The sequence below is a fragment of the Shewanella maritima genome (genome assembly GCF_004295345.1).
GTDB classification, from domain to species: Bacteria; Pseudomonadota; Gammaproteobacteria; order Enterobacterales; family Shewanellaceae; genus Shewanella; species Shewanella maritima.
Genome location: NZ_CP036200.1, coordinates 3,287,501 through 3,310,570, shown reverse-complemented (window position 1 = coordinate 3,310,570; position 23,070 = coordinate 3,287,501). Strand labels below are relative to the sequence as shown.

Below are 23,070 nucleotides of genomic sequence, written 5' to 3'. Positions count from 1 at the left end.
CTACTTAAGCGGTGAATGCTTACGTTCCATGCCGTAGCGTTCAAACTCTTTGTAAGACAGAGTTTTAGACTTACTCTTACGCTTATCGACAATGGTGACGCGGTCAGTACACGAGTAACATGGGTCAAGTGAGCCAATAATCAGCGGCGCATCTGACACCGTATTACCACGTAGCATGTAGCGCAGTACTGGCCAGTTAGCATAGGTCGCCGCGCGGCAACGCCAGCGGAATAGCTTCTGGTTATCCCCTGTCATGCTCCAGTGTACGTTCTCTCCACGAGGTGCTTCTGTGAAGCCAAGCGCAAATTTATTTGGTTGATAATCAAAGCCTTCGATTAGCAACTTACCTGGTGCTAAATTGTCCAAGCCCCACTCAACCATGTTGAGTGAGTCATACACTTCGCGTACACGAACTAACACACGGGCACGCACGTCACCCGTGTTTTCGTGCTGCAGCTCCATTGGCATCTTGCCGTAAGATTCCAGCGTGCCGCCATGCACAATACGCGCGTCACGTTGCCAGCCAGTACCACGTATAGCAGGGCCTACAGGGCTAAAATCACGAGCAACTTGGCGGTCTAAAATACCTACGCCACTAATACGACTATCTAGGTTTGGCGTCGCCATTAAGAAGTCCACCAGCTCGTTAAACTCATCACGCACTTCACGCACCATCTTGATACCTTGTGAACGATGCGCGGCGAGAATATCGCGGCGCACACCACCAATCAGGTTCAGGCCGTAAGTTTTACGCGCGCCAGTTAGCAGCTCAGCCAGCTCCATGGTTTTTTCACGTACGCGGAAGAACTGCATGAAACCGGTATCGAAGCCCACAAAGTGACTTGAAAGACCAATGTTGAGTAAGTGCGAGTGCAAACGCTCAACCTCAAGCAGCACGGTACGGATCATCTTGGCGCGCTCTGGCACCTGAATGCCAAGGGCATTTTCCACACTGTTTGAGTAACCCACGCTGTGGGTAAAGCCGCAAATACCGCACACACGGTCAGTCAGGAACGCCACTTCGTGATAACCCATGCGGGTTTCAGCGAGTTTTTCCATGCCGCGGTGCACATAGAACATGCGGTAATCGGCATCAACAATGTCCTCACCGTCTACGAATAAGCGGAAGTGTCCAGGCTCATCTGAGGTAATGTGCAGCGGCCCCACTGGCACAATGCGGTTTGAGTCGTCACCTAATTGGTTATCAAATGGGTAAGTCTCATCTTCAGTAGTTGGCATTGGGCGCTGACGGTAGTCCATTGCATCTTTACGCAGTGGGTGTAAGTCTTCTGGCCAGTCATCCGGTAGCACTAAGCGGCGCTCATCCGGTAGACCAACAGGACGCAGACCATACATGTCACGGGCTTCACGCTCGCCCCACACCGCTGCTGGAATGTGCGGCGTGATTGATGGAAACTCCTGGGTTTTCTCATCAATTAAGATTTTCACCGTTACCCAACTTTTCACTTCACCTTCCATCGAAAGCGCGTGGTACAGGGCGAAGTGACCATTAATGCTACGTTCGTCATTACCCCATGACACAGCTAACCAGCCGCCTTGCTCGTAGTACAACCACTTCATCACCTCAATTAAGGAGGTTGGTTTCACAGTGATAGTGACCTGGTTTTCGGTTTGCCACTCTTCTTCAATAATTGCCGAAGGAAAGAATTGATGAACCCCTGCAACATAGCCGTAACCGATTTTATTATCTCTTTTATGGTTGGCATGGCTAAATGCTTGTTTCGCGCCCCCAACTGGGGCGTCTTCGCTGCTTTGATAATTAGTATTAAAATCCACAGGAACTCCTCGCTTATTGCTGCGCTAGTGGGATTTCAGTCAGATCGGCATTGGCCTGCTGCTGAGTTTGATGAAGAGACTTGAGAGGAAGATTCAAAGTATTCATCACGCTACTTTCTTCGCTATCAAGGATGACAAGCGCTGCACTATCAATCCCTTTTAGTACAGATGTTGGAATGGCTGTCCCCATTACAACTAGCATTACTACAATCGCAGCCATTGGCGCTAAGGTCATAAAGCCAAGCTCACCTTTTTCCACTTCTTTAGGTTGCTCGCCCATCACGCATTGGGCTGCCATATAAGCTAAACCGCCAAGAACAATGGTTAAGATCAGTAGTAATACGATGGTAAATAGCACTCTGTCGTCGCCAATGGCGGCTGTCACTAAGGTGAATTCACTGACAAAGATGCTAAATGGAGGCACGCCGCCTAGAGCTAATGCACCAATCACCACTAACACACCTGTGATAGGCGCAACACGCAAAATGCCTTTCACAATACCAATGTCGCGGGTGCCGTATTTCAGCAAGATATTGCCAGCACCGCAGAACATGAGGGTTTTAGCTAAGCTGTGGTTGATAACGTGCAGTAGTGCGGCAATCACACCTAGTGGTCCAAGTGCGATAGCTAGAGTAATTAAACCCATATTCTCAACACTTGAGTACGCCAGCAGACGTTTGATGTCGCGTTGGGTGATAATAAAAAATGCCGCAGTCGCTACCGAAAGGAAACCAAAAATCAATAACAGGTTCTGCGGCAAAGCTGGACCAATCGCTTTAACCGTGATGATGTAGTAACGTAGAATTACTAACAAAGCACAATTCAAAAGCCCTGCTGAAAGCAGTGCACTCACAGGACTTGGCGCCTCGGAGTGAGCGTCGGGTAACCAAGCGTGCATTGGGAACAAGCCCACCTTAGTACCAAAGCCAATCAGCACGAAGATGAACGCAAGATGTACTAGCGTTGTATCCAATGCCTGAGCATTTTGATGAATGTCAGTCCAGAAAATGGCGTTAGCAGGGTCAGCAAACACAGCTGCTGCGTTTGAGTAAGTTAGGATTGAACCGAACAAACCAAATGCAAGACCAACCGTACAAATCACAATGTACTTCCACGCGGCTTCCAGTGACGAGCGCTGACCGTAAAGACCAACCAAGAACACTGAGCAGATGGTGGTTGCCTCAATGGCGACCCACATCATAATCACGTTGTTTGCTGTTACCGCCACTAACATAGAAACGATAAACAAGTTAAACAGGCCGTAGTACAGCGACACCTTAGTGCCAGAGATTTCACCGTGTTTATACTCATGGCCAATGTAGCCAATTGAGTACATACCGGTAAGAATCGAGACTAGACCCAGTACCCCTAAGAACAGGCCAGATAGCCCATCTAGATACAACCAGCGCCCCTCAGATATCACAGGTCCATCAAAGAACACTGTGCCAGCCAAGGTAAATGACAACACTAAAATGGCAATCATCGACAGGGCGTGACAGCCTATAGCTATCTTGCGGCCACCCTCGCCGCCTTTAATGCTAGCGAATGAGATACCCGCTGCCACTAAAGGGATCACCATAAGTAATAGCAACATATCAGTTGGAGACATCTTGATTACCCCTTAAGTTGATTCAGTTGATTCACGTCTAAGGTGTTCAACTTGTTGAAGATTTGACGGGCAAGGATCACCATGAAGATCACTGCAAAAACAGCGTCGGTAGTGATACCAATCTCGACAATGCCTGGTGCTTTGTTAGCTAATAGCGCTAAGGTTAACGACGAGCCGTTTTCCATTAAGCAGTAGCCAAAAAGCTGTTTAAGAATGTTGCGCTGACTGACGATGCACAGCAGACCTAAGAAGAAGTGACCTACCGACACAGCAAGTGCTGGTTTTAGGTGCTCAACAATCGGCAAAGCAACTGACTCAACCGCCTGAAAGCTGGCGATACAGATGATGCCCGCAATTGGGATTATCCAGCTCATGCTCAGTGCTGGCTTATCTGCACTTGGGTCACTCATTTTGCTAAGCGCGTAGTAAAGCAGCGCAGGTAATGCAATCACCTTGGTGATGAATGCGGTTATCGACCAATGGTATAACTCGGTGGCGTCAACCGACTTGGCGATCGCCAAGAAGGTCAACACTAAAACCAGCGACTGCACCGAGTAGAGAATCGCGGCAGATTTCGCCTTACTTGAGCCAATGAGCATCACGCTGGTGATGATCAGCAAGCCGGCAAGGTTGTTAATTACAATATCTGGATTCATAAATCCTTCCTTTTCTCAGTGCTATACAAGCCAGTTAGCAGCGATAACGCTTGAACACAGTGACATCACAATCAAGAAGACAATCACCACTTTCATTGACGCTGGTAATGGTTTAGCGTTGGCAACCGCCTCTGAAGGCTCGCCGACAACTGACTTACCGAACCAGTACAAGATCCAACCGAAGCTCGCGACCGACTCAATCAATGCCAAAATCATGATTGGCATTAACCAGCTGTGCTCGGCAGACAATTCAAAACCTGCTGCAAACAGTGGGAACTTACTGAAGAAGCCGTTAAATGGAGGCACACCGGTAATTGCCAAGGTCGCAACACAGAAGCCGACAGCCAGTAGCGGCGACTTTTTCACCACACCTTTAAGTTGTGGCAACATGCGCGTACCCATGGTGTAACTGAATGCACCGGCAACTAAGAAGAACAAGCTCTTAGCAAACGCGTGGTTGAAGATGTAAGTAATACCGCCTTCTAGTGCTAGCTTAGAGCCGAAGATCGACAGGGATAGCGCTAAGAAGATGTATGAAAGTTGAGTGATGGTTGAGTAAGCTAATAGGCGCTTCATGTCCTTTTGTGGCAGGTACATGATGAAGCCGTAAATTAGCGTGATGATGGCACTGACAACACCGATAACACCGATGATTTCAGGAATTTCGCCGCCTTCCATGATAGCGCGAGCAAAGATGTACACGCCCACTTTAACCATAGAAGCTGCGTGTAAGTAAGCACTCACAGGCGTTGGCGCGTTCATCGCATCTGGTAGCCATACATGCAGTGGTAACTGAGCTGATTTCGCCCAAGCTGCAAACAAGATACCCATAAATACGATGGTCTTAGTGCTTTCATCCAGTGTGGCTAATGCGCTAATTGCGAACGTGCCAGTTGCATTGAATACAAAGGCTGCTGCCACAAATAAACCAATTGAGCCCACATGGGTCACCAACAATGCTTTAAGCGCAGCTTTAAGCGATTTAGGCGACTGGTAGTAACCAATTAGCGACCAAGAACAGGCACCTGTTACTTCGAAGAAGAACAGCTGACCTAAAATGGTCGATGATAATACTAAGCCCGCCATTGCACCGATGAAGATAAGCAAGAAGGCGTAGTAACGTGGCATTCCCTCATGTGGATGCTCGCGGTTACCCTCTGACATATAGCCAAGTGAGTACAAACTCACCAGTAAACCAAGCACCACAACGGCAACGGTAATTAACGAACTAACTTTATCGATGGTGATGCCAAATAATTCAACTTGGCCAATCGACAATAATGAATAACTCACACTGGATTCGCCGCCACTTAGTAGCGTGATGGCGATACCAATCGCACCTGCAGATGCTATACCTGCAAAGCACTGACAAACCCACTTGGCGGTGTCTTTCGGCACTAATACCGTTAGGATTGCCCCGATAAACGGTGACAAAATGGTGAGTAGAGCAAGAGTTTCTAACGTCATCTTATTTGCTCCCTATAGACCGATTAAGTAGAAGATGAAGCCAAGTACAGCGATGCCAAATCCTACCCAAGTCAGGTGATATGTTTTTAAGAAGCGGGTACGAGCAACACTGTTCTCGATAACACCGGCGATTAAGAACACCACGAATAACTTGGCAAGTAAGATAGGCGTCGCCATGAGCACACCGCTAAAGGTCAGCTCAGCGGCTTTACCAAATGGGATGAACAAGGCAAGGAAGAGTTGTGCAACCACCAGCTGCTTAAGGCCAAGAGCCAGTTTGACTAAAGCAAAGCCAGAACCTGAGTACTCAGTTACCGGACCTTCTTGTAGCTCTTGCTCAGCTTCAGCGCTATCGAATGGCAGCTTACCCATTTCAATGAACACAGCGAACGCACATGCAGCACCGGCTAGCAACACCGCCCCAGGCACTTGCCAGGTTTCGGTTGCCATATAAGTACTGATGTAACCTAAGTCGAAGGTGCCTGCAGATAACGCCATAGTGAAGATAGACAGCATTAAAATTGGCTCGACTAACACGCCTAAGGTCAACTCACGGCTTGAACCCACACCAGCGTAAACACTGCCTGAGTCCAGACCCGATAGAGAGAAGAAGAAGCGGAAAATTGCGAATAAGTAGATATCGGTAATCACGTCACCGGCAATCGGGAACGGTGAGCTATTGGTCACTGTTGGTAGCGCCATGCCGACAAGCAACATAGTTGCGATCAGCACCATTGGCATTACCTTAAAGACTAACCCAGATGGATTTGGAGCAACTTCTTGACGACGAAGCAGCTTAGCGATATCGCGGTAGTCTTGCAGCACGCCAGGACCTTTACGAGAGTGCATCTTAGCGCGAAGCACACGAGTAAAACCTGTGGCCAGTGGAGCAAGACCAATCATGAATAATGCCTGAAAGACTGCTAAAGCAATCCAATCAGGACTTGGCATTTCAAGCCCTTGCATTAGTTTACTCCTAAGTTAAGTGGGACGAATAGCAACACCAGCAGTGCCACAATGATGTACAGACAGTAAGCGCGGAAGTCACCGTACTGTAGGTTTTGCACCACTCGGCCAACTCGCTGCACTAGGGCAACAACAGGCAGAATCATCTTGTTATCGAATTGCGGCTCAAGTGAGCCTGCACCGTTAGTTGTACCGGCTAAGGTTTTAGCCATTAATGGTGCTGGGTCGATGCGTTTACGTAAGGTATAAAGCGGCTTGAACATCGAGCGTACAGGCTGAGTCACACCACCTGCAGACACTGACATCTTGTCTTCATAACCATAACCACACGCCCATGGGTCACCGGCATTGCGACTCGCCATTTTTGGACCTTTAAACATGGCCACAAGCGCAATCGGTACGATGAATAGTGCAGTTAACGTGATAACAATGACTGGAGTAGACAGAATTGCTTGGCTTGCATCGCTTGGGATAAGCGCAAAGCCTTGAGTAACCGTAACAGCTTGAGTATCCACCAAGGTGCTCGCAACCGTTGAGATAACGGGCGCAATCCAAGGAGAACCTACACCTAGGATGATACAAAGCACGGCTAAGCTGCCGGTACCAAATACCATGGTCATAGGCACTTCAGTGGCTTTGGCAGCTTGTGGACTGCGCGCGCCGCCGCTAAAGCAGATACCAAATACCTTAACGAAACACATACAAGCTAACGCGCCAGTAATCGCAAGCATGACTACAGCGATTGGCGCAGCGCTTTGCATTGCAAGTGTGCCTTCTTTACTCATGGTTAATAGTGATTGATAGATAAACCACTCACTGACAAAACCGTTAAGTGGAGGCAGAGCAGAAATCGCCATAGTACCGATTAAGAAAGCAATTGCAGTTAACGGCATTAGCTTGGCAAGACCGCCCATCTTTTCCATGTCTTTGGTGTGTACGCGGTAGATAACCGAGCCAGCACCTAAGAAAAGTAGGCCTTTAAACACAGCGTGGTTAAGTAAGTGGTATAGACCACCTAATAAACCTAATGTGGCAAGAATTGGCATATCGTGAGCGATACCAATCATACCGATACCCACACCAATTAAGATGATGCCGACGTTCTCAACAGTGTGATAAGCAAGTAGACGTTTAATATCATGCTCAGCAAGGGCGTAAAGTACACCTAGCACTGACGATACGCAGCCAAAAGCTAATACCACATAACCCCACCAGGCAGTTTCAGCACCTAGGAAGTCGATGCTTACCTTGATGATACCGAACACACCAATCTTAACCATCACACCTGACATCATTGCCGATGCATGAGAAGGCGCCGCCGGGTGAGCTTGAGGTAGCCAGCCGTGCAGCGTGATGATGCCCGCTTTCGCGCCGAAACCGAAAAATGCTAATAAGAACACTGCAGATGCCTGCATGTCTGTTAGCTCAGCTTTAGCGAACTCAGCAAAGTTCAAGCTGCCTGTTTCGCGGTACAGGATGTAGAAGGCAATCATGATAAGTACAGAGCCTGCGTGAGCAATCAAGAAGTATTGCAGACCTGCTTTAACACTCTTCTCGTTTTGCTCAGCGATAACCAGGAAGTAAGACGCTAGCGACATCATCTCGAAGAACACGATGAAGTAGAAAGCATTGTCACAAACCACCAAGGCAACCATAGAGGCGATGAAGCTGTACATAAAGAAGCCCATTGCATAGGCACCTTTACCAAAGTACTCCTTCATGTAAGAGATAGAGTAAACCGAGGTCGCCACCACCAATAGTGAAATCACCATCAGCATGAAGGCCGACAAGCCATCAAGGCGAATAACAAAGTCAGAGAAATAGAACGGGCTGTAAATCGCCTTAACGATTACCTCACCCGATAACAGGGTTGGAATACTGGCTGCGATACCGGCAATACCTGCGCAGGTACCCAGCACGCCAGACAGCTTGCTCGCTAATGCCTCTTGCTTATAAAACAGCAAAGAGCCGCACGCAGCCGCCACATACAAAATGATAGATAAGAGTAAAAAATCAAGCGATGTCATGACTGTCACCCTCCGCAACGTTGGCTGGGTTACTTGCCACCAGCACAGGTTGTTTTGGCGCATCAACACCTAAAGTGATGTTGGCACCAGTGCAAGCAGCTTGCTCACGCTTATGATCAGATGCGCCAGCTAGGTTGCCCTCGTTAGCAAAGAAAATCGCTCGAGTAGGACAAGCCGCGACGCACGCAGGGCCTTCAGGATTGCTGTGGCAAAGATCGCACTTAATCGCGATACTTTTTACCCCAGGCTCCCAGGCCAATAGGTCATTACCAAAGCAGCTCGGCGTTGATGTCGACGGGTTACTTGAATGAATATCTGATGGGATATGAATGTCGTAAGAATTTGCCATCGCGATGGGGCGGCTACCATCGAGTGAAATCGCCCCGAATGGGCAGGCAATTGCACATAATGTACAACCGACGCATTCGGTTTCATTCAGAAGCACCTTCCCGTCCTTCTGAGTGATAGCTTTTACTGGGCAAACAGTGGCACATGGAGCGTCTTCGCAATGACGACACATCACAGGCGCTGTTGCGCTCTTGTGCCGCATTACCGTCAATCTTGGTTTTGCTTGCAGTCCTTTCGCCTTATGCACTGTGGAACATGCTGCCATACATGTCCCGCAACCAATACATTGCGTCGGATCTGCAATAAGAAAACTATTCATAATCAGCCTTTTGTTTTTATTGCAGTACTTGGCCTGTTATTACAAGTTCCACACCAAGTTTTAAACGCACCTCTCAGTTTGGAAAAAGCAGTTTTAAATCAATGTTTTTATTAAGATTTTTAATCAAGCAAAAATAAGATGGTGCTAATGAAAGCGTTAGATTTGGTTTAAAAATTAAACTTTGTTTAATGCTGTCGACATTAGTGTCGATGGCGAGATTCTGGGGTGACAGTGATGGGGATCACAGCTGGGAGGTTGATCCAAACCAAGTTTGGAATGTGGATTTTCCAAACTTCGTTTGGATTAACAATTAATGACTGCGTCATTTGCAACCTGCGGTTGCGAGAGGATGACCAAGCTGCGCTTGGTGAAAGTCGTGGGATTTCATCCCACACCCGACCAAGAGGGAGTCAACAGGAACTCCCTTGCCGCTCCGACGAAATTTTTGAAAAGCGAAAATTTCCAACGGAGTATTATTTAGCGTCTGACTTCGCTTGGAACCTGCTTCGCTCCATTAAAAAACACCTAACGCTTCCGATGGGGCGTCCCTTCCCCTCGAAAGCTAGTCGGCCATCCATGGCCGAGCTCACGGCGTTTTTTCATTTCACTCTGGTGATATGAAGGCTCCTAAGAAAGCAATAAAATCCAAAAGCGGTTTTTAATACCAATGTGGTTGCAGATTACAACAACCCCCTTCGGAATTGCCGAAGTGCGTTGAAGAAAATAGCGTAAGCCTGACAGGACGTCAGGCTAGCTTTCGTTTGGCCATGGATGGCCTATCGAAAGCGTTAGGTATTTTCGAATAAGCAATGAGGAAAAACAATTTCGTTGGGGCGGCACGGGGAGATGCAAGAGGGGATTGCTGTTGATCCCCTTCTTGCTCGGGTGTGGGATGAAATCCCACGACTTTACACCAAGCGCAGCTTGGTACTCTTTCAACGCCCCTTGGTTGCAAATGACGAAGTCATTAAGTGGCAATCCAAAGGAAGTTTGGAACAAGATAAGTAATTTGGAATCCCAAAAAACCTTTATTCAAAGGTTTTATGAAACCAACTTTAACACCAAACGATCATTCTCTTGTCGTCTCACCCAACCATCTCGTTCCATACGGTTAGCTAACGGAATAGCATATTTACGACTCAAATGACTGCGGTCTTTAATCTGCGCCATCGACAATAAGTCGAGCTTTTCACAACCGCTGAGTACATCTTCAACCAGTTGATTATAAAGCTGGGTGTCGTAATAAATATGGTCATCCAACAGGGTGACGTATTTAAGCCGCGCTAGGTTTTTAATCAGCTTTTTATCATTGCCCACTAGCTGTTTGTCAGCAGCAATGCCGGCACGCTCGGCATCGCGCACTTTGGCCAGTAGGCTCTGACTGGCAGGGCATAAGTCATCTTCACTCATGCCCTGCTCTGCTACCCAGGTATCAAAACTTAGATGTACTTTTTCCTGCGCTTTTAGGCGCTGCAACACCAAATCAATCGTCACTGGCGATAGTTTCAAGCGTGAGACAAACTCGGCACTGGTAATTGCTGCTGCAGGTTCAGCCAGTAGCATTAATATTTTCTGCTCAGCCTCTTCAACAAGGCTGGTGAGTAAATAATGTTTATCGGTTTCAATCAACTTTAAATCACTGACAACATCAGAGCCTTTAACACAGGCAAATTGCTGCTTTTCAAGTACGCCATTAAGCTGCAGCTGCACCTTGGTTTGATAAGGCGAGCTAAACTCTTGCGGTAGTTGGTTTAGCAGATGATACAGCTGACGACGTTGCCAGCGCATAATCGGTGTCAGCCAGGCGATGCGACCACCAGCAATTAAGCGACTGCCACCTTGCTGAATAAGCGCCACCGACTGACCGAAATAACAGGTTACTGGCGCTTTTAGCTTAAGACGTACCAGCTGAGTGTCGGTAATTTTGATCATCTGCGCGATACCATTCCAGCTGCCAATGGCGACTTCCAGCTGACAATTGCGCAGCTTGTCGGTGCGTTTATTCAACCGCAAAATGATCTCTTGGGTGCCTTGATGCACTTGCGGCTCATTAGTTAAGCAATCGCCGCGGTGAATTAGCTTAAAGTTAACCCCTTTAATCCCCACTGCGACGCGGCTGGTGCCAGCAACATGCTCAACACTTTTATTGTAGGCTTGTAGGTTACGCACCTTAACCACTTGATTGCTTGGCATTAAGTGCAGCTTGTCGCCAACACTCAACTCACCGCCGACCAAAGAGCCTGTGACCACAGTGCCGATACCACTAATGCTAAAACTGCGATCCACATACAAATGACAAGATTGTATGCCCGTGGCAGATAACGCCTGCTCCGCTGCAGATTCAGCCCCCGCTTCTTGAGCTGCGCTAACAATTGAATCATCGTTTAGCTCATCGCTTATCAGCTGCTTTAGCTCATTAATATTGTCACCACTATGGGCGCTGACACAGATGACATTAGGGATCTGCTCACAGGTGTCCATCACCCGTTGCAAACATTCATCTTCAAGCTCGCTCAAACGGCGCTTATCAACCAAGTCCGATTTAGTAATACATACCAACACCTTGGCATGACTCATGGCGTTGACCACTTCAAGGTGAGCTTGAGTCATTGGCATCCAGCCTTCGTTGGCGGCAACAACCAACAGCACTAGATCAATACTCCACAGACCTGCCACCATATTGCGGATATAGCGCTCATGCCCCGGCACATCAATAATGCCTATTTGATGATCTTTAGCATCTTTAAAATGCGCGAAGCCAAGGTTTTGTGTCATGCCGCACTCTTGCTCGGCCTTACGCGCGGTCATAATGCCAGTCATGGCATAGATAAGCGCAGTTTTACCATGGTCAACATGCCCTGCTAACGCCACCACTGACGACAGGCTTGAGTTTTGCTCAGCTTGAGTTAGCGCGTTAGCTTGCCCATGGGAGTGATGAGTTGCGTGAGAGTCTGTTTGCAATGTCATTAGCTATTACCCTCTTGTTGTTTCCCTTGCCCAAGCTCTTGACTAACTCGCTCTTGACTAAGCGCCTTTTGACTAACAGGCTGTTGCTCAGGTGCAAACAGCGCGCAAAGTTGCTCAAATAACACTTCAAAATCATCTTCGGTCACGCTGGCTAAGTTGAGCACAAAGCGGTCGCGATTTATCACCCCAATAACAGGTATAGGACATGCGCGCAGCTGCTCACTAAGCAATTTCGCCTCACCCACTATGGCGACGCCATAACAGGGGTAATCACAATCAGGTAGCGTGCCACCGCCAACTACCGCGGTCATCGGCTGCACTTCAACCTTATCGCCAAAGTAGCAGGCAAGCTTTTCAGCGTAACGCTTAGTCAGTGGTAAGCGCTCGATTTGCGCCTGAGAAATACCCTTGCCCATGTCGCTGCGATTAAGCTTTTCAACTAGCAAGGCTTCTAGCAGCGACAAGATAATTCGTCCCGGCCTAAAGGCGCGCATCATCGGGCTTTTTTCAAGTATCTGAACTAAATCATCACGGCCACACACGATGCCGGCTTGTGGGCCGCCAATAATCTTATCGCCAGAAAAACACACAAGATCTGCCCCTTGCTTGATGTAGCGGCCTATGTCTTTTTCTTCTGGGCAAAAATCTTCAGTGGATACGCCTGAGCCTTGGTCAACCGCCAAAATCACATCTTCAGGCAATCTGGCTTTCAGCGCCTTGATATCTACCGACTCGGTAAAGCCGCGAATGGCAAAATTAGACTGGTGTACCAGCAGCACCATGGCAGTATTTTCGGTAATGGCGTTGATGTAGTCACCGCAGGTGGTGACATTGGTAGTGCCCACTTCAACTAACTTGGCACCTGACATAGCTAAAATATCAGGGATACGAAAGCCGCCGCCGATTTGAATTTGCTCACCGCGGGAAACAATCACTTCTTTACCTTGGGCTAACGCCAACAAAATTAGGTACACAGAGCAGGCATTGTTATTAACCACCAGCGCATTGTCAGCGCCAGTTAGCGCCTGAAGTAGCTCGGCGATTAGCCCCTTGCGCTGGCCACGCTTGCCTTTATGCAAAGCCAACTCAAGATTGTTGTAATGGGTGTTGACGTCTTTAACTTGATCCCACAGCTCAGGGCTAATGGGTGAGCGCCCTAAATTGGTATGAATAATAGTGCCAGTTGCATTAATCACTCGCTGCTGACGCACGAGCATCAATTTAGACAACTCACGAGTAATACCCGCTTCTAAATCAAAATGGGTAATGGTTTGCGACTGCTGGCTCGCGCGCACTTTAGCGAAATACTCTCGCACAGCCTGAGTCACTAATGGCCGACTCAACTGAGCTATGAATGGGGTAATAAAAGGGCGCTGCAGGACTTGCTCAACTTGGGGAAGGCGCAGCCTTCCATTTGAATAAATATTCATATCAGAGGAAGAAACATCACCAGTTTCACTATTATCATCGCTGACATCACTAATTTTATAAGTAGTCATTACTTATTGCTCCACTCATTGATGAAACCATCTAAATAAAGCGGAAATTAACAACATCTGCAGACGTCACATCAATAATAAACTATCAACTGGCATTGTATAAATTTGGCGGAAGAGGCAGGAATCGAACCTGCCAAAGCCTATTAGGCTCACATCGGTTTTGAAGACCGAGAAGGCCACCAGACCTCATCAACTTCCTTAATTGGCTTTCAGTATAACCACTAAGAAAAATAAATATTTGAACCAAGTCTCAATATATAAAACAAAGACAAATTTTTTAATTACCAGCAAAGACTTGATACATGTAAATAATTTTAAAACACCAATACTTACTTGAACAACGTTCAATATAATTTTCCGTGCTATGTGATTAACATCACCCAAATATAAAATTGCCCTGTATATTATTTAATAAAGGTCATGCCGAATTGACTGGTTACAGATATTAGCTTTTATCTTTGAATCATCACGATAAAAGCTTATGAGTTCGTAAACACTCGTTTACCTATTTATGGAGTAACTATGTTAAATCGCAAACCAAGCCAAGCGTTCGCAAAATTCTCAGCCATCGCTACCCTGACTTTAGCTCCTTTCTTCTGCGTAGAAGCGGCGACCTTTACCTTTACCGCCATTCCTGATGCAGATGAAAGCCAACTAAGAACCCGCTTTGAAAAAGTGGCAACCTACCTTGAGCAGCAGCTTGGGGTGGATGTTAACTATGTGCCAGTAAAATCCTACTCGGCAGCGGTCACTGCCTTTAGAAACAATCAGGTACAGCTAGCCTGGTTTGGCGGTCTGTCTGGCGTGCAAGCGCGTAAGCTAGTGAAGGACTCACAAGCCATCGCTCAGGGTTATGAAGATCAATTCTTCAAAAGCTACATCATTGCCCACCAAAGTACTGGGCTAACAGCGAGTAAAGACTTCCCCAACATTAATGGCACCACCTTTACCTTTGGCTCTAAAGGCTCTACTTCAGGCCGCTTAATGCCGCAATACTTTATTGAGCAGCACTTACATAAGTCACCAAAACAAGCCTTTAAGCGCGTAGGTTTTTCTGGCGATCACAGCCGCACCATTGCCCAGGTGCAGTCAGGTGCTTATCAAATCGGCGCGGTGAATTACAAAGTGTGGGAGAAGGAACTTTCTGAGGGCAAAATCGACACCAGCAAAGTCAGCGTGATTTGGGAAACACCCACCTACCCTGACTATCAGTGGACTATTCGCTCCGATGTGGATGCAAAATACGGTGACGGCTTTATCCAGAAGGTGAAAACAACCCTGTTAGAAATGGATAACCCAGATCTACTCAAAAGCTTCCCACGTTCGTCATTTGTTGAAGCAACCAATGCCGACTACCAACCGGTAGAAGATGTGGCAAAACAAATAGGATTAATTGACTGATGCTAACACTTCGCGACCTTAACCTATTTTACGGCGCTGACTCTGGTTCAGAGACACAACAAACGCAGGTGATCTTTAATCTCAACCTCGACTTCAGTAAAGGGGAAAAGGTCGCGATTATCGGACCATCGGGCGCTGGCAAGTCTAGCTTGCTGCATCATATTTATCAGCAACTACAAGACCAGGCAGCGCTTTGCTCGCAAGCCCAGGGCTTAGTAGATAACTTAAGTATTTATCACAACATTTATATGGGCGCGCTTGCGCGTCACCATTGGAGCTATAACTTAGTCAACCTTATCAAGCCCTTTAAAAGCCACTTGAATAAGGTACAAAGCATTTGCCAGCAGCTGGAGTTAGACCAAGCGCTTGATAAAAAAGTCGATCAACTCTCTGGCGGCCAGCGCCAGCGCGTTGCGCTAGGACGCGCGGTGTATCAACAACAAGCGGTATTCATTGGTGATGAGCCCTTCTCGGCCATCGACCCGCTTATGGCGCGGCGGCTGATCACCAAGTTATTCGATTTGCATGAAACCGTCATCATGGTAGTGCATGACAGAGATCTGGCCTTAAGTCATTTTGATAGAGTCATCGCCCTGTGTCAGGGGCAGTTGGCGCTTGATAGCCACGAAGAGACAGTCAATCAAGCTAAGATTACCGAGCTGTATCAAAAAACACTGGTTGCCAGCCAACAAGCCCTATTCACTGATCCACAAACAAAAGTAACTGATCCACAAGCAAAAGCTCTTGATACGGAAAACATTAAGCACTCTGACGAGCAGCTTAAGGACGTAGGTTAGCAATGACTCGCACGCTAAACACCAAAGCCTATGCAGCTAACAATTCAGCCCGCTACCACCTAGGGTACTGGCAAAAGGTCACCCTTGGGATCTGGCTAATCGCGCTGCTCGCACTACCTTTTGCTGACATTGAAATAGTGAGCTTTAATCCCTGGCATGAGCTTGGACTAATGGCACAAGGCATATTAGCACCTGACTTTTTTGCCACAGAGTATTTAATGTCTGCAGTTGTGCAAACCATCAACTTTGCCCTGTTAGGCATCACCTTTGGCCTACTATTTGGCGCGCCTTTGTCACTCATATACCGCCATAAAGCGGTGTCGACCTTATGCTCACTCGCTCGCGCGGTACATGAGATATTCTGGGCATTATTATTTTTGCAAATCTTTGGTTTATCGCCGGTAACCGGCATCTTGGCGATCACCATTCCCTTTGCCGCGACATTTGCCAGGGTGTTTAGTGACATTCTCACCCAATCATCTAACGCTCCTATCGATAGCATCTCCAAGCAAAGCGACATTATCAGTCGCTATAGCTACGGCAAGATAGCGCAAGTGCTGCCACAGATGATTGCATACACCCGTTATCGATTTGAGTGTGCCCTACGCAGTAGCGCCGTGCTGGGCTTTATTGGTATGCCAACACTCGGTTTCTATCTTGAAACCGCGTTTAGGCAAGGTAACTACCATGAAGGTGCGGCATTGCTGATGATTTTTATCACCCTGATTGGTTGTATCCGCTACTGGTGCAAACCCAAGTTACTGCCAATTTACTTGGTCATTGCCTTGGTCACCCTAAGCGACATTCCGCCAATTGATGGCAGTTTATTGGTACGGTTTTTCACTGAAGATATTTTGCCGCCAGCTATCGCCAATGCACAAGATATGCAGAGCATAGATTGGTCTGCCCTTGGCAGCTGGATTACCAGGTTGATTAGCGAGCAAGCCCTGCCGGGCGCCGTTACCACTGTCATTCTTGCAGTACTCGCCTTAGCCGCTAGCCATTTTGTTACCCTCAAAGGCCATGCTGTTGCCAGTCGACACCTATGGTCAAAGCCTGTAGCAGGCTTAGGTCAGTTGCTGTTGTTAGTCGGTCGCTCGGTGCCTGAGTACATTTTGGCATTTGTATTCTTAATCTTGTTTGGCCCATCCATGTTGCCGGCGATTATCGCCTTAGCCATTCATAATGGCGCGGTTATCGCCTATCTCGCAGTGCGCCAAAGCGATCAACTTAATCCGCAACAAGTCGCACAAGGTAAGTTCAACCTGTTCCACTACCATATGCTGCCAAGTATTTACCCTAATTTAATGGCACTGATGTTTTATCGATTTGAAATTATCGTAAGAGAAACCGCCGTTTTTGGCATGTTAGGCATCATGACTCTAGGTTTTTACATCGACAGTAATTTCAGTGAGATCCGCTACAGCGATGCGATTGTGTTAATCGCCTGCACCGCATTACTTAACCTGGCGATTGATACCACCTCAAGACGCTTGCTAAGCATGCCGAAAAACACCCAAGCAAGCTGCTAACCCAGTTATTGTAACCATCCTCAAGCTGTGACCGGGTTAAAAGTATCCTAAACATTCTGCATGTCGATCACATTTTAGATACCACTCGACATTAGTGTCGACACCTCGCAACCACCAGCACTTACCAGTAAAACCATCAAACACAAAAGCTATATAAAACAATGTATTAAAAATATACAAAACACTTGGCGCGGCAGTTGCTTTAAAGGGCTACCAACTTAATTTGGTATGACCTGAGAAATAATGCCAGCAGTTTGCTGGCGCACAATAAAAACGGCACCAAAGGCTGGTCAGTCAAAGTGTGCCAGGCCATAAAAGCAACCTAAGGAGGGTGCAATATGGATAACAATCCTTTTGACGCACTGCTGCCACCGGCGATGACCCGTAAAGCAGAAGATGTAGGTGTTGGTAAAGCAACCAAGAAACCACTTCAAGCGTTATTCTTAGCCATGTCGGCTGGAGTATTTATCTCAATCGCTTTCGTATTCTACGTGACCGTCACCACAGGCGCTGGGGACGCGCCATGGGGCATGACCAAATTTGTTGGCGCTATCGCCTTTAGTTTGGGATTAATCTTAGTGGTTATTTGTGGTGGTGAGCTATTTACTTCCACCGTACTTACCGTGGTTGCTAGAGCCAGCGGCAGGTTAACCAACGGCCAAATAGCCCGCAACTGGAGCGTGGTTTATCTTGGCAACTTCATCGGCGCAGTATTGTTTGCAGTAGTTATCTTCCTCGCTGGACTTTACATGGGTAAAGGCGGTGAATGGGGCATTAATGCAATGAAAATTGCCCAGCACAAGTTGCATCACACCTTCTTGCAAGCCGTAATCTTAGGCGCCTTGTGTAACCTACTTGTTTGCTTGGCCGTATGGATGACGTTCTCTTGCCGAACTAACACAGACAAAGTAATGGTGATGATCTTACCTGTGGCTATGTTTGTTGCTTGTGGATTTGAGCATAGTATCGCCAATATGTTTATGATCCCAACCGGCATTCTAATTCAAAACTTTGCAACGCCTGAGTTCTGGTCAATGACTGGTTATGACCCAGCACAATTTGCAGATCTGACTATTCGCAACTTCTTCCTAGCTAATTTAATCCCGGTAACTATCGGTAATATTATCGGCGGTGGCTTGTTAGTTGGCTTTGCTTATTGGGCGGTTCATAGAAGACCTGAGTTAGCTTTAGAAAAGTTAAAAGAGAACGCTCAGCAAAGTGAAAAACTAACCAAACAAAAAGCACGTTAGTAGTTTCCAAATATAAAAATAAATTTTATTAAAAACTATCAACTCGCTAAAAAATAAGTAAGTTGCCAAAGTATTTTTTCTAAACAAGCTTTCTAACCAAGCTATAGAAAAGGCAACTTACTTAAAAACCAAATTAGCAAATACGTTATTGTGAACAGCATCATTAGAAACTAACCCACTTTTTGCTATAACGTTATTTGCTAAATACTTTAAATAAAAAATGTTATTTATTTGCATATATCTTGGCAATAACAACGCCAACAATGAATGAATATTTATGCACAAAAATTGTTTAGGAGATATCATGAAAAAGTCATTAGTCGCTGCCAGCTTGTTTGTACCATGCGCGGCCTTCGCCCATGAAGGTCACGGCGGCATTGGGCTATTCCATCACATGTATGACTTACTGCCAGTTGTTGGCGCAGTGATTATCGTGGCAGGTCTTTGGCTTGCTAAAAAGCGCGGTTAGGCGCATCAAGGGCAATATCGCTCACTTAAGTTTTGCAGTTAGCAAACGCATACCAACGCCAAGGAGCTCAATCCATGAGTCAAGACACAGTTAAACTTACCGAATTCAGTCACGGCGCTGGATGTGGATGTAAAATCTCCCCGAAAGTTCTCAGCACTATTCTCGCTTCATCCCTACCCGAGTTTAACGACCCAAACTTGTTGGTAGGGAATTCAAGCCGCGATGACGCAGCAGTTTACAAGCTAGATGAACACACAGGCATTATTAGCACTACCGACTTCTTTATGCCGATTGTTGATGACCCATTTACCTTTGGTCAAATTGCGGCTACCAATGCCATTAGCGACATCTACGCCATGGGCGGCACACCGATAATGGCCATTGCCATTTTAGGCTGGCCAGTCAATAAAATTGCACCAGAGGTTGCGCAAAAGGTTATCGAGGGCGGACGACAAAAATGCGCTGAAGCGGGCATCATGCTTGCTGGCGGCCATAGTATTGATTCACCAGAACCAATCTTTGGTTTAGCGGTCACCGGACAGGTCAACCTTAAGCAGCTCAAGCAAAATGACACCGCTAAAGTGGGAGATAAGCTCTATCTCACCAAGCCGCTTGGTATAGGTGTACTATCTACAGCCCAAAAGAAAAAGCTCGCTGAAACTGCCGACATTGAAAACGCCATTAATGCCATGTGCACCCTCAATAAAATCGGCCAATTGATAGCTGAAATTGATGGTGTTAATGCACTGACTGATGTTACTGGTTTTGGTCTCGCAGGGCACTTAATTGAGATATGTCAGGGCGCGAAGCTACAAGCTAAGCTCGACTTTAATGCGATTCCACTACTGGATAATGTTGATAAGTTCTTGGCGCTGAACTCGATTCCAGGTGGCACCTTGCGTAACTACGACAGTCTCAAGCATCTAGTTGAGTTCAGTGACGAGCAGCGCAATATTCTGTGCGATCCACAAACCAGTGGCGGCTTATTAATTAGCGTCTCGGCTGATGCCGAAGCGAGCTTACAAGCACTACTCAGTGAGCAAGGCATTCGGCCTCAGTGCATCGGTGAACTCGTTACACCACAACCAGATAACAGCATTATTCAACTCTAGTGCTGTAAGTTTTACGATTAAACCCAAAACACGATTGAGATCCAGGTCTGGCTCTCGCCCGCCTGAATACGCCGTAATATCAAGGGGTATTCAGGCTCAATAAACAAACCAACTAGCACGGCCCTAGCCATAGTCATCACTATCACCTGCCCGTGCCATCTATAAATACCTAGGAATGATTATGCGCACTAAATTAACTTTAGCTGGGCTACTTGCGTGTAGCCTCAGTGTTTTGCCTACAGCTTTTGCAGCCGATGTCGACGTATTTAATGGCCAATCTGGCACAATTAATATCGCTGGCGGCACCGCTCATATCCCAGTGATGAAGCAAGCGGCCAAGTCGATCATGAAGTCCAACCATCAGGTTCGCGTCACCATTGCAGGTGGCGGCTCAGGTGTGGGGGCAAAACAAGTTGCCAAAGGTTTGGTGGATATTGGTAACACAGGACGCCCGCTAAAGCCTGGCGAAGCCAAACATGGTTTAGTGTCGTTCCCGTTTGCGATTGACGGTGTAGCCATTATTGTTAACCCGCACAATCCAGTACAAGGACTGACTCAAAAGCAAGTTAGCGACATTTATGCCGGCATTATCACTAACTGGCAACAGGTCGGTGGCGAGAACCGTGACATCAACCTATTTACCCGTGATGAAGCCAGTGGCACCCGCTCTGTATTTGTGAAAAAGCTGCTGCACAAATCACCTGTGATCAACTCAGCGAATGTTGTTCCGTCAAATGGCGCAATGAAAACGGCCATTGCTCGCGATCCTGGCGCGATTGGCTACAGCAGTGTTGGCTACATAGACAATACCGTAAAAGCGCCAATGCTAGATAAGGTCAAGCCGACCAATGAAGCCTGTGCATCGGGTGAATATCCTGTGGTTCGTAAGCTGTACATGAACACTAAAGGAGAGCCTCAAGGGTTAACCCGCAAGTTTATCGATTACATTTACAGTGCAGATGGAGCCAAGTTCATTCAAGAGTCTGGCTACATCCCGGTGTCAAAAAGTTAATCGATAAACTTAACCATGATGGCAGAGCGACTACAACAGATATGCAGCGCGGTAGTATTAATACTTATCCTGGCGCTATTCGGCTTTTTGTTTTGGTTTGCTCTGCCAGTGTTTATCAATCCCAATAGCTCGACATTTTCCCTCGCATGGCAGCCAGAGCAAGGTCAGTTTGGCATCTTATCTATGCTTGCTGCCTCATGTCTCCTAGGACTTGTTGCGCTCATTATTGCACTGCCTGTTGCGCTAGGAGTGTGCGGCTTTTGCCAACTCGAACAATATAAAAAGTACTCAGTATGGATTCGACGACTCATCCGCTTCATGGCAGGTATTCCAACCGTGGTATACGGCATTGCTGCAGTTTTCTTACTGGTACCTTTTATTCGCGAAACCTTTAACCAAGGCTCAGGCTTTAGCTTATTAGCCGCAAGCTTGATGTTAGTGCTGTTAATCTTGCCAGTGATGGTGATGGTACTCGATGCCTACTGCCAACCTTTGACGGCTCGATTATCTCAGACAGCTGCATCCATGGGCTTTACATCGCCGCAATTACTATTTCATGTCACCCTTCCAGCGGCAAAACCCGCCATATGCAGCGCGGCGCTACTTGGCTTTAGCCGAGCAATCGGCGACACCTTACTGCCTTTAATGCTAGCAGGTAATGCACCTCAACTAGCTAGCAGCCTGTTTGACTCTGTGCGTGCACTCACAGCGCATATTGGCTTAGTTATCGCGACTGAACACGGCAGCGCAGAATACAACTCATTATTCGCTGCAGGCTTCTTATTACTCTGTATCAACCTCTTCATCACTTTGTCGGTAAGAAAGTTAGGGCAGAGCCAGCAACAAGGCGCCGGTAAAAAAGTCCGTTCAGATTTAGCTCTAGCCACGACTCAAGTAACAAACGTAAACACCTCGATAAATACACAAAGCTGCTCTGACAACAGGCAAACAACATGAACGCAAAACTATTCCAGCTTTGGTGTTTAATGTCTGTCGCTATTTTGCTGTTGTGCCTGAGCTTAGTTATCGGCTTCATAGTGATTAAAGGCGCACCAACGCTAGGATTGAGCTTGTACTTTGGTGACACACCTATGCTAGAAGCAATACTTGGGCTAGCACCAATCTGGGATGGTATTTGGCCTGCCTGCATTGGCACAATCTCAGTCGTGCTAGGGGCCATATCTTTAGCAATCGTGCCAGGTATTGCGACAGGTATTTGGCTGACCTACGCTAAAGCATCAATATTCAAACAAGCGCTAGAGCTTAGCGTGGTAATCCTCGCTGGAGTACCATCAATTCTCATGGGGCTGTTTGGCTTCACCCTGATTGTGTTGTTAAGAAATACCATCGCCCCATCTGCCAATTCAAGCTTATTATTATCATCACTATGCTTGGCGATGCTGATTATTCCTTACCTTAGCGTCACTACCCGCACCGCACTGCAGGCACTGCCCAAGTCGCTTTCGATCTGCGCATCAGCACTCGGTATGACACCATGGCAACAGCAGCGCTATGTGTTATTACCTCAAGCAAAAAAAGGTATCGTCAGCGGCGTGATGCTATCTATAGGGCGAGCAGCGGAAGATACTGCCGTTATCATGCTTACAGGCGCAGTAGCCAATGCAGGCTTGCCTGGCGGTATATTTGAACGTTATGAAGCCCTACCGTTTACTATTTTCTATTTTAGTTCTCAGTATCAAAGCCAAACTGAACTTAATATGGCCTTTGGCGCAGCCTTGAGTTTGCTGTGTTTCACTACAATTATTTTTTCAAGCGCCAGTGCAATGGCACGTCGTTAACAGGGTTTAGAAAATGCAAACTGTAATCAACAAGCTAATCCCG

Annotated in this window: 19 protein-coding genes and 1 tRNA gene (1 of these 20 running past the window's edge); 10 read left to right on the top strand and 10 right to left on the bottom strand. The window is 47.0% G+C overall.

What is annotated here, in order from left to right:
* The 10 genes from EXU30_RS14125 to EXU30_RS20295 form a co-directional block, all read right to left on the bottom strand.
* Entirely contained in the window at positions 1–1,797 is a 1,797-nt protein-coding gene (locus EXU30_RS14125) for a hydrogenase large subunit (RefSeq protein WP_207234070.1), read from the bottom strand.
* A gap of 13 nt (positions 1,798–1,810) precedes the next feature.
* On the bottom strand, positions 1,811–3,406 hold the full coding sequence (locus tag EXU30_RS14120; RefSeq protein WP_130601077.1) for a hydrogenase 4 subunit F: 1,596 nt from the start codon (positions 3,404–3,406) through the stop codon (positions 1,811–1,813).
* Positions 3,407–3,411: 5 nt separating this feature from the next.
* Positions 3,412–4,062, bottom strand: a complete 651-nt coding sequence (gene hyfE, locus EXU30_RS14115; RefSeq protein WP_130601075.1) for a hydrogenase 4 membrane subunit — start codon at positions 4,060–4,062, stop codon at positions 3,412–3,414.
* A 21-nt stretch (positions 4,063–4,083) separates the two neighbouring features.
* Positions 4,084–5,529, bottom strand: coding sequence for a hydrogenase 4 subunit D (locus EXU30_RS14110; protein ID WP_130601073.1), 1,446 nt, complete (start codon positions 5,527–5,529; stop codon positions 4,084–4,086).
* A gap of 12 nt (positions 5,530–5,541) precedes the next feature.
* Complete coding sequence (locus EXU30_RS14105) at positions 5,542–6,495, bottom strand: respiratory chain complex I subunit 1 family protein (protein WP_130601071.1); 954 nt, start codon at positions 6,493–6,495, stop codon at positions 5,542–5,544.
* Positions 6,495–8,522, bottom strand: a complete 2,028-nt coding sequence (gene hyfB, locus EXU30_RS14100) for a hydrogenase 4 subunit B (protein WP_130601069.1) — start codon at positions 8,520–8,522, stop codon at positions 6,495–6,497. The genes EXU30_RS14105 and hyfB overlap by 1 nt, the downstream gene beginning before the upstream one ends.
* Positions 8,509–9,189 (bottom strand): 4Fe-4S dicluster domain-containing protein, encoded by a 681-nt coding sequence (locus tag EXU30_RS14095; protein ID WP_130601067.1) that lies wholly within the window; start codon positions 9,187–9,189, stop codon positions 8,509–8,511. Before EXU30_RS14095 ends, hyfB begins: the two co-directional genes overlap by 14 nt.
* Positions 9,190–10,230: 1,041 nt before the next feature.
* Positions 10,231–12,156: a selenocysteine-specific translation elongation factor gene (gene selB / locus EXU30_RS14090; RefSeq protein ID WP_130601065.1), complete on the bottom strand. Its 1,926-nt coding sequence runs from the start codon at positions 12,154–12,156 to the stop codon at positions 10,231–10,233.
* Positions 12,156–13,655: an L-seryl-tRNA(Sec) selenium transferase gene (selA, locus tag EXU30_RS14085; protein ID WP_242620215.1), complete on the bottom strand. Its 1,500-nt coding sequence runs from the start codon at positions 13,653–13,655 to the stop codon at positions 12,156–12,158. Before selA ends, selB begins: the two co-directional genes overlap by 1 nt.
* A 106-nt stretch (positions 13,656–13,761) precedes the next feature.
* Positions 13,762–13,853: transfer RNA gene (locus EXU30_RS20295), tRNA-Sec, on the bottom strand.
* A 324-nt stretch (positions 13,854–14,177) separates the two neighbouring features.
* Here EXU30_RS20295 and EXU30_RS14080 point away from each other — a divergent pair.
* The 10 genes from EXU30_RS14080 to EXU30_RS14040 form a co-directional block, all read left to right on the top strand.
* Positions 14,178–15,056: a putative selenate ABC transporter substrate-binding protein gene (locus EXU30_RS14080; RefSeq protein ID WP_130601063.1), complete on the top strand. Its 879-nt coding sequence runs from the start codon at positions 14,178–14,180 to the stop codon at positions 15,054–15,056.
* Positions 15,056–15,853, top strand: coding sequence for an ATP-binding cassette domain-containing protein (locus tag EXU30_RS14075; RefSeq protein ID WP_130601061.1), 798 nt, complete (start codon positions 15,056–15,058; stop codon positions 15,851–15,853). Before EXU30_RS14080 ends, EXU30_RS14075 begins: the two co-directional genes overlap by 1 nt.
* A 2-nt stretch (positions 15,854–15,855) precedes the next feature.
* Positions 15,856–17,385: a PhnE/PtxC family ABC transporter permease gene (locus EXU30_RS14070; protein WP_130601059.1), complete on the top strand. Its 1,530-nt coding sequence runs from the start codon at positions 15,856–15,858 to the stop codon at positions 17,383–17,385.
* A 338-nt stretch (positions 17,386–17,723) separates the two neighbouring features.
* Positions 17,724–18,635 carry a formate transporter FocA gene (gene focA, locus EXU30_RS14065; RefSeq protein ID WP_130601057.1) on the top strand — a complete coding sequence of 304 codons (912 nt, stop codon included), beginning with the start codon at positions 17,724–17,726 and terminating at the stop codon, positions 18,633–18,635.
* A gap of 304 nt (positions 18,636–18,939) precedes the next feature.
* Positions 18,940–19,104, top strand: a complete 165-nt coding sequence (locus tag EXU30_RS20290) for a hypothetical protein (RefSeq protein ID WP_165399023.1) — start codon at positions 18,940–18,942, stop codon at positions 19,102–19,104.
* 74 nt (positions 19,105–19,178) lie between these two features.
* Positions 19,179–20,216: a selenide, water dikinase SelD gene (gene selD / locus EXU30_RS14060; protein ID WP_130601055.1), complete on the top strand. Its 1,038-nt coding sequence runs from the start codon at positions 19,179–19,181 to the stop codon at positions 20,214–20,216.
* Between the two features lie 181 nt (positions 20,217–20,397).
* Complete coding sequence (locus EXU30_RS14055) at positions 20,398–21,228, top strand: phosphate ABC transporter substrate-binding protein (protein WP_130601053.1); 831 nt, start codon at positions 20,398–20,400, stop codon at positions 21,226–21,228.
* A 15-nt stretch (positions 21,229–21,243) separates the two neighbouring features.
* A complete protein-coding gene (locus EXU30_RS14050) occupies positions 21,244–22,185 on the top strand; it encodes a PstC family ABC transporter permease (RefSeq protein WP_130601051.1) in 942 nt (313 codons plus the stop codon).
* The gene (locus tag EXU30_RS14045) at positions 22,182–23,027 is read left to right on the top strand and encodes a PstA family ABC transporter permease (RefSeq protein WP_130601049.1); all 846 of its coding nucleotides are present in this window, start codon (positions 22,182–22,184) and stop codon (positions 23,025–23,027) included. The genes EXU30_RS14050 and EXU30_RS14045 overlap by 4 nt, the downstream gene beginning before the upstream one ends.
* A gap of 13 nt (positions 23,028–23,040) precedes the next feature.
* On the top strand, positions 23,041–23,070 hold the start of the coding sequence (locus EXU30_RS14040) for a phosphate ABC transporter ATP-binding protein (RefSeq protein ID WP_130601047.1). Its footprint extends 765 nt past the window's final position; 30 of the gene's 795 nt are visible here — the first part of the coding sequence; the start codon lies at positions 23,041–23,043; its stop codon lies off the right edge, out of view.